Origin of the sequence: Paenibacillus sp. 32352 (assembly GCF_002042965.1) — a bacterium.
GTDB lineage: Bacteria > Bacillota > Bacilli > Paenibacillales > NBRC-103111 > Paenibacillus_S > Paenibacillus_S vulneris.
Genome location: NZ_MZNT01000001.1, coordinates 1 through 13,642 on the forward strand (window position 1 = coordinate 1; position 13,642 = coordinate 13,642).

Genomic DNA, 13,642 nt, shown 5'->3' on the forward strand with positions numbered 1-13,642 from the left:
TGAGTCTGTCGAGAAACCTAGTTTTGCGAGAACTTTGCTAAATATGGAGGTGGGGTATTCCTCGGAAGAGTTTACGTCCGCCTTTGAAACCCGTGAAAATACCACTAAATCTGATCCCTTTCACGGGTTTCAACAGCGGCTGGAGGGGCATACCCCACCGTAGTATATTAGCAATAGTTCAAGCCTTATAGGTTTCTCGACAATCTGGCCCCACTTTGTGGGGTTATTTTGCGGATTTCAACATTGGCTGTATAGGGATATCCCACCTTCGTATATTGGCAATAGTTCAAGCTCTATAGGTGTTTCAACAGACTCTCCTTACTTTGCAGGTCTATCCCCGTCAAAAGGCTCGCAATTTGTCATAAAGTATGCCTGCTACAGCAGGAAAACACGTTCCGCTTATCGAAATATATTGGGAAACGAGGAACTTGATTTAGATTTCCAAGTGTTTACAAATGTCTGCCGTTCCATGGAATGAATCGCGGCCTTTGAAGGCGCACGCCGGGTTCTTATTTTTCCGGCACATTCCGCGCGGAGACTTTATAAACCTCCTCTGTGAAGGTAAGAAAGGAGAGTTTACTTGTGAGCAATGAAGAGAAAATCCGAATGACGGTAGATATATTCGGCACCCCTTATAAGCTGGTTGCCAAAACAAGCGCGACGAACATGAAACGGGTTGTGGCGCAGGTGAACGATCAAATGCATAAAATCGCCGAGGGTTCGCCGCGTCTCGATACGCCTAAAATAGCCGTTTTGGCGGCAGTAAATATATCAGATGATTACTATAAAATGCAGGATGAGCTGGAAGAGCTGCTGGAGAAGCAAAAGCAGCTGGAGAAATCCAAGGAGGAGCTGGGCCACCTTAAAGAGCGCCATGCGGTGGTGCTTCAGGAATTAGAGGTAGAACGCGAGCGGCTGCAAGAGCTGGAGTCCGAGCGCAATAAGCTTGAAGAAGAACGGACCCGATTCGAAGCGGAGGCTTCCAGGCTGCAGAATGCATTAAACCTGTCGGGGCAAGAGCGTGAACGGTTGGAGGCTAAGCTCAAAAGCGAGTCGGAGCGGAGCCGGAGCCTGGAAAAGCAGCTGGAGGAGCAGCGTAAGGCCGTAGCGGATTTGGAAGAGCTGAGCGCTTTGCAGGAGTCGGAGCTGACCGCGCAAATCGAGCAGCTGGAATCCGAAGCGGCAAGACTTCGGTCGGAGCTGGAGCAGCTGGATCAGGAGCGCGAACAGCAGCTGGAGGAGCTGCGGGGCCTGCAGGCCAAGCTGGAGGAACAGCTGAAGAATGAGCAGGAACGCAGCACCGTTCTGGAGCGGCTCAAGCATGAACGGGAGCAGGAGCTGGAGCAGCAGCGCGCTGGGCTGTCAGAGCTGGAGGAGCAGCTAAAGCTCGCCAAGGAACGCAGCAGCGACCTTGAGCAGGAGCTGGCGAAGGAGCGCGAGACGGCGGCAGAGCTGGAAGAGCTGAGCCGGATGCAGGAGGCCGAGCTGACGGAGCAGCTGGAGCAGGCGAAGAGCGAAGCGTCCCAGCTGCAGACGGAGCTTGCGGCGCAATCGGAGCAAGCGCAAGTGGAGCTGGCGAAGCTGCAGCAGCGTCTGGAGCAGCTGAAGCGCGAGCGGGAGCAGGAAGCGGAGCAGCAGCGCGCCGTGCAGTCGGAGCTGGAAGCCCGTCTGAAGGCGGAGCAGGAGCGAGGCAGTGAGCTCGAACAGGAGCTGGCGAAGGAACGCGAGACGGCGGTGGAGCTGGAGGAGCTGAGCCGGATGCAGGAGGCCGAGCTGACGGAGCAGCTGGAGCAGGCGAAGAGCGAAGCTTCACGGCTGCAGACGGAGCTGTCTGCGCAGTCGGAGCAAGCGCAGGTGGAGATAGCGAAGCTGCAGCAGCGTCTGGAGCAGCTGAAGCGCGAGAGGGAGCAGGAGGCGGAGCAGCAGCGCAGCGCGCAGTCGGAGCTGGAAGCCCGTCTGAAGGCGGAACAAGAGCGCGGCAGCAGCCTTGAGCAGGAGCTGGCGAAGGAACGCGAGACGGCGGCGGAGCTGGAAGAGCTGAGCCGGATGCAGGAGGCCGAGCTGACAGAGCAGCTGGAGCAGGCGAAGAGCGAAGCGTCCCAGCTGCAGACGGAGCTTGCGGCGCAATCGGAGCAAGCACAGGTGGAGCTGGCGAAGCTGCAGCAGCGTCTGGAGCAGCTGAAGCGCGAGCGGGAGCAGGAAGCCGAGCAGCAGCGCAGCGCGCAGATGGACCTGGAAGCCCGTCTGAAGGCGGAGCAGGAGCGAGGCAGTGAGCTAGAGCAGGAGCTGGTGAAGGAGCGTGAATCGGCGGCGGAGCTGGAAGAGCTGAGCCGGATGCAGGAGGCCGAGCTGGCAGAGCAGCTGGAGCAGGCGCGCAGGGAAGCGGAGCAGCTGCAAACGGAACTGGCAGCACAATTGGCGCTCTGGGAGTCGGAATCGGCAGGGCTGCGCGAGAAGCTTGAGGTGCAGGCCAACCGGATGCAGGCGGAGCTGTCGCAGCTAAGGCTGGAGCACGAACAGAAGCTGGAGCAGCAGCGAAGCGTACAGACGGAGCTGGAGGCACGGCTGAGAAGTGAGCAGGAGCGCGGCAGCAGCCTGGAGCAGGAGCTGGCGAAGGAGCGCGAATCGGCGGCGGAGCTGGAAGAGCTGAGCCGGATGCAGGAAGCGGAGCTGACAGAGCAGCTGGAGCTAGCCCGCAGGGAAGCAGAGCGGCTGCAAGCGGAACTGGCGGCGCAAGCGGAGCGCTCACAGTCGGAATCGGCAAGGCTGCATGGGGAGCTTGAAGCGCAGGTCAGCCAAATGCAGGCGGAGCTGTCGCAGCTAAGGCTGGAGCATGAGCAGAAGCTGGAGCAGCTAAGGTTCGAGCAAGAGCGCAAGCTGGAACAGGAGCGCAGCGTGCAAGCGGAGCTGGAGGCGCGGCTGAGAAGCGAGCAGGAGCGCGGCGTCAGCCTGGAGCAGGAACTGGCAAAGGAACGCGAATCGGCGGCGGAGCTGGAGGAGCTGAGCCGGATGCAGGAAGCGGAGCTGACGGAGCATCTGGAGCAAGCGAAGAGCGAAGCGTCGAAGCTGCAAACGGAGCTGGCTGCCCAAGCGGAGCGTTCGCAGTCGGAATCGGCGAGGCTGCGTGAGGAGCTCTCGGAGCAGGTAAGCCGCCTGACTGCGGAGCTGTCGCAGCTAAGGCTTGAGCAAGAGCGCAAGCTGGAGCAGGAGCGGGGCTTGCAAGCGGAGCTGGAGGCGCGGCTGAGAAGCGAGCAGGAGCGAGGCAGCAGCCTGGAGCAGGAGCTGGCGAAGGAACGCGAATCGGCGGCAGAGCTGGAGGAGATGAGCCGGATGCAGGAAGCAGAGCTGAGCGAGCAGCTGGAGCAAGCGAGGAGCGAAGCGTCGAAGCTGCAGACGGAGCTTGCCGCTCAAGCGGAGCGTTTGCAGTCCGAGGCGGCCAAGCTGCGTGATGAGCACGAGGCGCAGACCGGCCGCTTGCAAGCGGAGCTGGATCGGATGCGCAGCGAAGCAGAGCAGCTGCAAACAGAGCTGACTGCCCAAGCGGAGCGTTCGCAGCTGGAAGCAGCAAGGCTGCGTGAGGAGCTCGTGCAGCAGGCTGCCCGTCTGACTGCGGAGCTGGAACAGCTGAAGCTGGATCACGAGCAGAAGCTTCGTGACCTGCAAGAGCAGCTGCAGCGTCAACAAGACGAAGCACTGGAGCTGCAGCGGCAAAGCGAGGAGCAGCTCCGGCGCTATGAAGAGCTAGGCTTGCTGAACGAGCAGCTGAATGAGCAAATTCAGCTTCAGCAGAAGGAATACGAACAGCTGCTGGAACGGAATCAGGAGCAGCAGAAGCAGGCGCGTACCGAGCAGTGGCAAATTCAGGCATTGGCTAACCAGCTTCAGGAGCAGCTGGTGGAAGCAATGGAGCAGCAGCAGCAGCTTCAGCTGCAGCTGAACGAGCAAGCGGAAGAGAGCAGAGCGGCCCTGGAGCGCCTGGAGAATCATCAGCAGCATAGCGAAGCTCTGCAATCCGAGCTTGAGGCACAGCGTGAGCTGGCTGCAGAGCTCCAGCGCAAGCTGGACCTTCAGCTCGAAGAGACGCAGCTCCAGGAGGAGATGTACGAGGAACTGCAGTCCTTGCATAGCGCAGCGGAGCGCCGCTTGCAGGAGCAGGCGGAGAGCAGCGCCGAGGCGCTTCGCGAAAGCGAGCAGCAGCTCGCCTCCTTGCGCGAGCAGCTTGGCCAGCGGGAAGCTCAGCTTGCGGATCAGCAGCAGCAGCTGGCCACGATGCAGGAGGAGCTCCGCGCATTGATGGCGCAATTCCGTGAGCAGCAGACGTACCAGCTGCAGCTGCAAGAGAGCGCGAGCCAGTGGCAGCGTCGCTGTGAGGAGCTAACCGCGCAGACGGATGAACTTCGCAAGCTCGGCGGAGAGCAGCGGGAGGAGCTGCAGCTGCAAGAAGAGCTGTATCAGGAGCTGGAGGGCCAGCTAGCTGAGCCGCAGGCCCGCATGAAGCAGCAGGAGACGGAAAGCCGAGCTGCCAATCAGCAGCTGGAATCGGAGCGAGCCGCCTTGCAGGAACAGCTGTATGGCCAGCGGGAAGCCGCTGCCGCTCTGGAAACTCAGCTGCTTCATGGAAATGAGCGTTTGGCGGAGCTGGAGCAGCTGTACCGGCAGCAGCAGGAACGTAATCAAAGCCTGCTGCAGGAGCAGGGGCAGCAGGCCGCGCGAATCGAGGAGCTCGAGCGTCAATATCGCGAGGGGCAGCAGCTCCAAAGCGAGCTGTCCGCTCAGATTGAGCAATCGCGGATTCAATTCTCCACCCAACAGGAAGAGCTTCAGCTTCAAATCGAGCTGTATAACGAGCTTCAGGAGCAGTTTAACGAGCAAGCCGCTCGCAACAAGGCTTTGCAGGAGGAATATAACGATCATCGCGAACGGGCTCAACAGGTATATACCGAATTGCAGGAGTTGAAGTCCGAATATGAGAAGCTGCAAATTGAATATAACGAATGGATTGAACTGGTTGTCGAAAATGAGTGACGACTCCCGATGAACGGATTGGATTGGGCGGCGGCAGTGATCGCGTTAACGGGTACGGTGTTAGGCTATTACCGGGGATTGGTTAGCCAAATCGTATCCGTGGCCGGCCTCTTTATTGCTTATCTGGTGGCGTTTGCTTTGTATCCGTATATGGCGCCATTGGTTGCGGGTGTGCTTGCCCTGCCGGATAATGAAACGTTCCGGCAATATGAGCAGATGATGAAGGGGCTCCATCTCGATACATATATTTACAATGCTATAGCGTTTGCTGTGTTGCTTTTCGGAGTGAAATTCGCATTAAGCCTCGCAGGGCGCATCCTGAACTGGATCGTGCTCACGCCAGGGCTCAAGACGATCAATCAATGGAGCGGCGCTCTGTTGGGCCTTGCTGAAGCGGCATTGATCATTGTTATCGCGGTGCAGGTCATGTCCGTTATTCCTAATGAAACGGTGCGGCATTTATTGGACGGCTCGAAGTCCGCGCCTTATATTTACAATGCATTACCTTCGGTTACCGATAAGCTGCATGAGCTATGGAACAAAAAAACAGTCTAATCGTACTGCCATAGCTGTTTCAAATAAAAGAACCACGGAATAAAGTCGCTGGTTTCCGCCTCATGCGGGATCAGCGGCTTTTTTGATATTTTCGAGACTTATTCAACAACTACGCTCCCTGCAGCGAGCTATTTTTGTCGTTGTACATGCTGTACAAACCGGCAGGAACCGGATGCTGCCGCGGCATAGTTTTCCTTCTTCCAGGGTAATCTATGCCAGATAAGGAGTGGATTGCTATGCTGGAGCAAATCAAAAAGCTGCTTGGTTCTCCCGCCGATTTGCTGGCACAGACATTAGATAATGGAGAGGCAAGAATGGAAATGTGCCTGTTCCCCAGCATGACCGATATCAATCATGTGAAGGACATGCTCATGGTTCCTTTCTCTTATCGATACCGTCCCGACGAATTCAGAAGGATGCTGCGGAGCAACCCGTGCTTCAAGCAAGTGGACGACCCCGCCGAATGGACGGCGCTATTGCTGAAAGGCTGTACGCTGTTTGAATACGAGGGACATGTTCATTCGCTGGAGTCGGTCCGGAAGATGCAGGACCAGCCCGAGAACACGGAGGTGGAGGCGTCCCTGCAGGGTCCCCAGTCCGCGTTCACCGAGGATCTGGACATGAATACAAATCTGGTGCGCTTGCGGTATAATTTGCCGACGTTATCGGTGGAGAAGATGGAGAAGGGAGATGACTCGAAGACCAGAATCATGATTTTGTACGATCGGGACAAGGTAGACCACAAACCGTTGAAGGAGCTGTCCCAAAGGCTGGAGGATATCCAGATAAAGCTATTACAGGCGGCCGGTCAGCTCGCGATGTATATGGGCAACTCCCGGTTCAGCATGTTCCCCGTCACGATGCAGACCGAACGGCCCGACCGCGTAGCGCAGTTTCTGTCGAGAGGGAAGATTGCTATTCTGGTAGACGGCAGCCGCTTCGCCATTACGCTTCCGGTACGTTTCTTCGACTTTATGCATGCGATGGACGATGATTACGAGCCGTTCTGGATGGGGAGAGTCATCATTTTGTTCCGTTATGTCGGTATGCTGCTCTCCATGACGCTGCCTGCTCTCTACATCGCCGTATCGGAGTATAATCCGGAATTTTTCCGGGTGCAGCTGGCTTTCTCCATTGACGGCAGCCGGGCGGCGGTACCGTATCCGGCTTTCATTGAGGTCTTCATTATGCTTTTTATGATTGAGGCGCTTATTGAGGCCAGTATCCGTCTTCCCCGATTTGTCGGCTCTACCGCCGCAACCGTAGGAGGTCTTATTCTGGGGCAAGCCGCCCAGCAGGCAGGACTGGTTAGCAGCATCATGATCATAGTGACATCCGTCGTTGCGATCTCTAATTTTGTTATCCCGAGCAGCTCGTTCAGTTACTCCATTCGGGCTTTGAAGTACGTCTTCGTCGTCGCGTCCATCTTTTACGGCATGGTCGGTGTTATTGTGACGATGTTTCTCGTTATTGTCTACTTGTGCCATTTGCGCAGCTTTGGCCAGCCGTATCTATCGATATTTACGACGAATAAAAATCGTTGAATCATAATCGGGGGGATCTATTCTGATCCGTTACTTTTACTATCATTTCATCTATGTCGGGTTCATGAACGTCATGCTGTTTGTGCCGCACATTTTGATTAAAGAGCGGTTTAACGGTGCGGTAATGAGCATCCTGATCGCCATTGTTTGCGGGACAGTGGTCTCCATCGTGACGACCAGCTGCTTTCTGCGGTTCCCAGGCATGGGACTGCCGGAAATTCTTCATCAATATCTTCCACCCGCTGTCGCTATTCCCTTGATCGTCCTCGCGGGCTTGACCTGGATAACGGGAGGCATTCTTGTCATATACAACTTTACCCGGACGATGGGGATGTTTTTTAATCCGGAGATGAATGAATTTTCATTTTTGCTTCTCATTGTTGCCGCCTGTATTTTTGCCGGCTCCAGATCCTCCAGATCCGTACAGTTTTCCCTCGAGATGCTGCTGCTGCTAGTAGCTCCAATATGCGTATTCATCCTGTACAAGTCGGTTACCGACGATCAGCTCAGCTGGGATGCGATGAGAGTAGTGGCCGGTTATGTGGATCGGGCGCCAACCTTTGAATCGATCGCCGCGGCGTCATTTTTGTTCAGCGGATATTTGAATATTCAACTATTCAATCGTTTAAACACAAAGCCGATTAAATTCAAGTATCGTTGGATCATCCCTGTTTTGGGAACCGGCTTTGCATTTTCCTCGTTCTTTATCCCTATCGGCTTTCACGGAACGATGGCGGCAGAACAGTATATCTTCGTATGGAGCGTGACAGCCGATTCCATGATCATGAAATACGGTTTCATCCAACGGGTGCTGTTCATCTTCTTGGTTATCTTTACGATTCTTTCCTTGATGTTCGTCATGAACACCTTTCATTGCGCCATGGAATTTTTCAAGGGCTGTTCTCCCCGCCATAAACCCAAAGCAGAAGAAATGCCGGTTCCTCTATCCAATTGGATATTATGCACTGTTTTCGGAGGGCTGTCGTTCGTTTATTCCTTGTGGGCCAATGAGCAGAGGAATCAATGGGCAACGGGGTGGTGGCTTATAGCCCGGTTTTGTGTCGAGGTGTTTGCTATGTTCGTCATGATTTTTATCGTATTCTTGGCGAGAAAAAATTCAACCGGGCGCGATACCGCGGAGAGCCGTCCCAAATCATCGTGAACAGAGGAGGCATTCAGCATGATCAGGGCATTCACGGTCTTCCTGCTTTGCCTGCTTCTCGCAGGCTGCGGGATGAAGGATATCGACAAACGCTTCTATGTGGTGGCCATGGGAATCGATTGGAGCGGAAACCCGGAGAAGCCCTTTCGGGTCTCGATCCGGTTGGCCATCACATCGGCAAAGGTCGAAAGCGGGTCGTCCAAGACCCAAATCCAAACCATCGACGCTCCATCGATCGCCGAAGGCGTGCGACATTTGAAGTCGTTTGTGGACAAGGAGCTTGATTTCGGCCACTGCCGTATATTTGTGATGGGCAAATCGCTGTTCGATCATAACGATCCCAGCAGCATGAGCTGGTTCGCCCGAAGGCGGGACATTCAAGCGGTCAGCTACGTAGGTGTGGGTGAACCGGATGCCTTGTCCGTGCTCAAAGTTGTGCCGAAATCGGAACGGTACCCTGGCAATGCGCTGACTCTGACCTTCGGCAATGAGGGCTCGGAATCTCCCTATACGGTGACGACGTACTTATTTGATCTGACCCGTCGCCATTTTGAAAGAGGCCTTGATCCGGCGCTTCCTATTATCCGAGGCAAAGAGAGCACCTACGAGATCGATCGTGTCCTGATTATGGGCAAAAGACGGCCTCATCTCATTCTGGACCCGGAAGAAACCATGCTGTTTAATATGACGGCCAAGCAATTTCCGAAGTCCGAGCTCAAGATGCCTTACGGAAAAAAAAGGATTGTCTTAACCGTCAATCAGATTCGATCCAAGATTAATGTCAGCAAAGATGATATTCCGAAAGTCACTTTGAACGTCATGATCACCGGCATTCTGGAGGAAAGCCCTCCCTTTGTTCTGGAGAAGGATTGGCAAGGCATTGAGCGCAAGCTCGGCGAACGCTTCTCCCGTCAAGTCGAGAGGCTGCTCTATAAAATTCGGGATTCCGGAACGGATCCCTATGGCTTCGGGCTTCACTACCTGGCCGCTTACTTCGGTGATGAACAGGATTACAAGCATTGGGAATCGGTGTATCCGCAAGTCAAGTTTAAGGTGAACACACGGGTGAAGATCTCGGGACCGGGAGTCGTACGCTAAGGATAGACAACAATACGAGAAAGGAATTTGCGAAAAAGAATGTCGGACTTTACTCCAGTGATGTTAGAGGAAGAAGCCCCTCCGGCGCATGCGGTTCATTGCCAGAATTGCGAGCTATGCAGCCATCGTCAGCGAGTAATTTGGGGAGAAGGAAACCCTGATGCACCCATTATTGTTTTGCTGGATAACCCGGGGCTGAGGGAGGACCGGGAAGGGAATCCTTTCGTTTGCGGCACCCGGGAGACGCTCCAACGCGGTATGAGAGATGCGGGGCTGGCGCTTGAGATGGTTTATGTCACTTTTCTTTTAAAATGCCGTCCCAAACGGGCCTATAATAAACCGCTCGCGAGGGCGGCTTGTTCTGCTTATTTACAGGAGCAGCTTGGGGACAAAGAACCTGCCATAATTCTTGGTTTGGGGAACACAGTCGTACAATCTTTATTTCCGGATGAAGAGGCTGACGTAAAAAGCTTCAGAGGAGCCTGGCACAGCTATCAGGGGATCCCGGTTACCTTCTCCTACCATCCCTTAGCCGTGAGGCGAAGACCGGTGCTGATGAAATATTTCGTTGAGGATATTAAGCTGGTCGTTTCTACAATCAAAGAAGAAAAATAAATGATCGGCCTGGCCTTGAAAAAAGCCTGTGTACCTGGCTATGGACAAAATAAAGAGGCACCCCTATCGGGCGTGCCTCCGGTTATGAGCCCTTAAGATTCAACGATCAGCTTCGATTTCATATTGATATGGCCTTGGCCGCATGGAACCGAGCAAATGATATCATAAGTGCCTTCTTTGTCTGCCTTGAAGGTTTTTGTTTTGGTGCTGCCGTCCAGCTTGACGTTCAAGCCCTTAATCTCTACACCGTGCATGCCTTCTTTATTTTCCAATGTGACGGTAATGTCTTGTCCTTTTTTCACTTTATATTCCGCCTGATCGAACTTGAAGTTCGAAGCGACAAGCTTCAGTTCGTTGGAAGCTCCGGCGGATGCGGAACCCGATGCAGCATTTGAAGTAGGCGCCGGCGCACTGGCCTCCTCTTTTTTACCGCAAGCGGACAATGCCAATACAAGACAGACGGCTACTGCCAACATAATAAGTTTTTTCATCCGTTACCCCTCCATTTTATGGTTGCTCACTGATCATGATACACGAGCGGCGTACCATTTGCAGTGACAAACCGGTGAATAATGGAAGGCAGATTTGTAACAATCAAAGAAAATCAGCCTTGCGGAAATCCGCAGACTGATTTTTGTCCCCTTTGACGGCAAACGTTCGAAGACCGCTTGCTTCGTGGGGAGAAGCTTACTTTCGATCCCGGGTTCCTTGCTCAAACGGTGTTTTGACCGGAATGAACAAGTCGATAATGCCGATGACCAATGCAGCAAGAATGGCGCCGATAAAGCTCGTTGTAACTCCACTTACAACAAATTGGGCCAGCCAAATGATTACGGCGCTGGTGATGAACCCTACGATCCCTCGACCGAACGGTGTGATCTTTTTGCCGAAGATGCCTTCAATGACCCATGCCGCAATCGCAATGACCAAAGCCAGGAAAAAAGCGCTCCAGAACCCGCCGACCTTAAATGCGGGAACGATGAAGCTGACGAACATCAAGACCAAAGCAGATACGATAAACCTGACGAGATGTCCAAGCAAATGCATCGGCTTTAAACCTCCCTCTCTAGTAGCATTTTGGATCTGACACGGTGAACGGCGTACCTTTGACGATTTTTCTCGCTGCACATAGTATTATGGCCTGTGCCATGGGGTTTATGTAAACCATATTTTAGAATGGCGGAGAGAACGGCTATAGCAGAAAATTAGCTTATCCCCAAGGCATCGGATATAATATAATGAATAGATGGGTAACGGAAAAGAAAGGTAGGATGGAATTGAACAGCAAAATTTTAAAGACATTGGATTACGCCTCCATATTAGATAAATGCACCAATCACGCGGAAACCAGTCTGGGAAAGGAACGTGTGGAGCAGCTGCTTCCGAGCGGAGATTTTGAAGAAGTCAAGCGGCGTTTAAAGGCTACGGACGAAGCGGTTAACGTGAACCGGCTCAAAGGAAGCGCTCCATTCGGTGGCATTCGTGATATCAAGACGGCGGTTCATCGTGCGAGGATCGGCGGTGTGCTGAGCCCTTCGGAGCTGTATGATACTGCCAATACGATCTATGGCGGCCGAAGGCTCAAGCGGTTTTTGAATGAGGTGCATGAGGATTATCCAATTCCTTCTTTGGTCATGCTTACGGAGCAAATAGAGGATCTGAAGCCGACGGAAGACAGAATCAAGCAGTGTATCGACGAGAATGCGCAGGTGGTGGATTCGGCCAGTCCGGAGCTGGCTCGTATCCGTCAGGAGCTGCGAACCAGCGAAACGCGTGCAAGGGATCGTCTGGAGCAGATGGTGCGTACCCCTTCCATCCAAAAGATGCTGCAGGATAACCTCGTTACCATCCGTAACGACCGTTATGTTATTCCTGTGAAGCAGGAGTACCGCGGCCATTTCGGCGGGATGATACACGACCAATCCGCTTCCGGCGCTACGTTGTTCATCGAGCCTGAAGCCGTCGTTCAATTGAATAACCGCGTCCGGGAGCTGAAGCTCAAGGAAGAGACGGAGATTGAGAAAATATTGCGTATGCTGACTGAGCTGGTAGCCGAGTCTGCCGACTTCCTGTTAGGCAATCTCGATGCGCTGGCCGAGCTGGATTTTACCTTCGCCAAAGCAGGGCTGTCCCACGAGATGAAAGCAACGCTGCCGATATTAAATGACCGCGGATTTATAAAGATCAAGCGCGGACGGCATCCTCTCATTCCTGCGGATAAGGTTGTGCCGCTCGATATCGAGCTTGGGAACCGGTATACAACAATCATTGTAACGGGACCCAATACCGGCGGTAAAACGGTATCGCTCAAGACGATCGGCCTGCTGTCCTTAATGGCGATGTCGGGGTTGTTCGTTCCTGCGGAGGAAGGCAGCCAGCTATGTGTCTTCGACGCAATCTATGCCGATATCGGAGATGAGCAATCCATCGAACAAAGCTTGAGTACGTTCTCAAGCCATATGACCAACATCATTCGGATTCTTCGCGATATGACGCCCAAAAGCCTGGTGCTTCTTGACGAGCTGGGTGCGGGTACCGACCCGGCGGAAGGCTCGGCTCTGGCCATATCGCTCCTGGAATATATTCATAAAATGGGCTGCCGTATCGTCGCCACGACCCACTACAGCGAGCTGAAGGCTTATGCCTTTGACCGCCAGGGGATCATCAACGCCAGCATGGAGTTCGATATTCAGACGCTCAGCCCGACGTATCGTCTGCTGGTCGGCGTTCCTGGCCGAAGCAACGCATTCGCCATCGCCCAGCGGCTGGGCCTTGCCAAGTCGATTATCGAGCATGCCCGCGGGCAGGTCGGCGAAGAGGATCAGCGCGTGGAATCGATGATTGCCACGCTGGAAGAAAACCGTTTGACAGCCGAAGCGGAGCGTCAAACGGCCGAACAGCTCCGCCGTGAGGTGGAGAGCCTGCGCGCAAAGCTGGAAGCCCAGCAGCAGCGCTTTGAAGAGCAGCGTGACCGGATGTTCGAGAAAGCGGAGCGCGAAGCTCAGGAGGCTGTCGCCAAAGCCCGGCGCGAGGCGGACGAGATCATCGCCGATCTGCGGCGCATGCAGCGGGAAGCCCATCTGGTGAAGGATCACCAGTTAAGCGACGCCAAGCGCAGATTGGATCAGGCCGTGCCGGAGCTTCGGCAGAAAAAGACGGCGCAGCCTTCCAAGAAGAAGCAGGATAAGCTGGAAGCCGGAGACGAGGTGCTTGTAACCAACCTGCGTCAGAAGGGCCATATCGTTGAAGTGGTCAGCGATACCGAAGCGATGGTACAGCTCGGCATCATGAAGATGAAGGTTCAGCTGGCCGATCTGGAGCTTGTTAAGGCTGCATCCGCCGCGGAGAAGAAACCGCAGCAAGCCGCAGCAAGCCTGAAGCGGACACGGGATGAGAACGCCAGAATGGAGCTGGACCTGCGGGGACTTAATCTGGAGGAATCGCTGATTGAGGTCGACCGTTTTCTGGATGAATCGTATTTGGCCAATTTCGGCCAGGTCTATATTATTCATGGTAAAGGCACCGGAATTTTGCGGACGGGGATTCAGGAGTTTTTGCGCAAGCATAAGCACGTCAAGAGCTATCGTATCGGCAATTATAATGAAGGCGGTACTGGGGTCACCGTAGCCGAGCTGAAGTGACA

Annotated in this window: 9 protein-coding genes; 7 read left to right on the top strand and 2 right to left on the bottom strand. The window is 54.3% G+C overall.

Translation table 11 applies throughout. From position 1 onward, the window contains the following. The first annotated feature begins 582 nt into the window (after positions 1–582). The 6 genes from B1728_RS00005 to B1728_RS00030 all read left to right on the top strand — a co-directional run bounded on the left by B1728_RS00005 (position 583) and on the right by B1728_RS00030 (position 9,999). Positions 583–5,025, top strand: a complete 4,443-nt coding sequence (locus B1728_RS00005; RefSeq protein WP_079908131.1) for a hypothetical protein — start codon at positions 583–585, stop codon at positions 5,023–5,025. A gap of 9 nt (positions 5,026–5,034) precedes the next feature. Further along, a complete protein-coding gene (locus B1728_RS00010; protein ID WP_144027716.1) occupies positions 5,035–5,580 on the top strand; it encodes a CvpA family protein in 546 nt (181 codons plus the stop codon). 236 nt (positions 5,581–5,816) lie between these two features. Beyond that, positions 5,817–7,124: a spore germination protein gene (locus B1728_RS00015; RefSeq protein ID WP_179135815.1), complete on the top strand. Its 1,308-nt coding sequence runs from the start codon at positions 5,817–5,819 to the stop codon at positions 7,122–7,124. A 73-nt stretch (positions 7,125–7,197) separates the two neighbouring features. Continuing rightward, positions 7,198–8,286, top strand: coding sequence for a hypothetical protein (locus B1728_RS00020; protein ID WP_079908133.1), 1,089 nt, complete (start codon positions 7,198–7,200; stop codon positions 8,284–8,286). An 18-nt stretch (positions 8,287–8,304) separates the two neighbouring features. After that, positions 8,305–9,384, top strand: a complete 1,080-nt coding sequence (locus B1728_RS00025) for a Ger(x)C family spore germination protein (RefSeq protein WP_079908134.1) — start codon at positions 8,305–8,307, stop codon at positions 9,382–9,384. Between the two features lie 27 nt (positions 9,385–9,411). After that, positions 9,412–9,999 carry a uracil-DNA glycosylase gene (locus B1728_RS00030; RefSeq protein WP_483310959.1) on the top strand — a complete coding sequence of 196 codons (588 nt, stop codon included), beginning with the start codon at positions 9,412–9,414 and terminating at the stop codon, positions 9,997–9,999. A 92-nt stretch (positions 10,000–10,091) separates the two neighbouring features. On the opposite strand, the gene B1728_RS00035 is transcribed toward B1728_RS00030, so the two are convergent. Continuing rightward, the gene (locus B1728_RS00035; protein WP_079908135.1) at positions 10,092–10,490 is read right to left on the bottom strand and encodes a cupredoxin domain-containing protein; all 399 of its coding nucleotides are present in this window, start codon (positions 10,488–10,490) and stop codon (positions 10,092–10,094) included. A 196-nt stretch (positions 10,491–10,686) separates the two neighbouring features. Then, positions 10,687–11,046: a phage holin family protein gene (locus B1728_RS00040; RefSeq protein ID WP_079908136.1), complete on the bottom strand. Its 360-nt coding sequence runs from the start codon at positions 11,044–11,046 to the stop codon at positions 10,687–10,689. A 230-nt stretch (positions 11,047–11,276) separates the two neighbouring features. Between B1728_RS00040 and B1728_RS00045 the strand changes: the two genes are divergently transcribed. Continuing rightward, on the top strand, positions 11,277–13,640 hold the full coding sequence (locus B1728_RS00045) for an endonuclease MutS2 (protein WP_368665231.1): 2,364 nt from the start codon (positions 11,277–11,279) through the stop codon (positions 13,638–13,640). Positions 13,641–13,642: the final 2 nt, after the last annotated feature.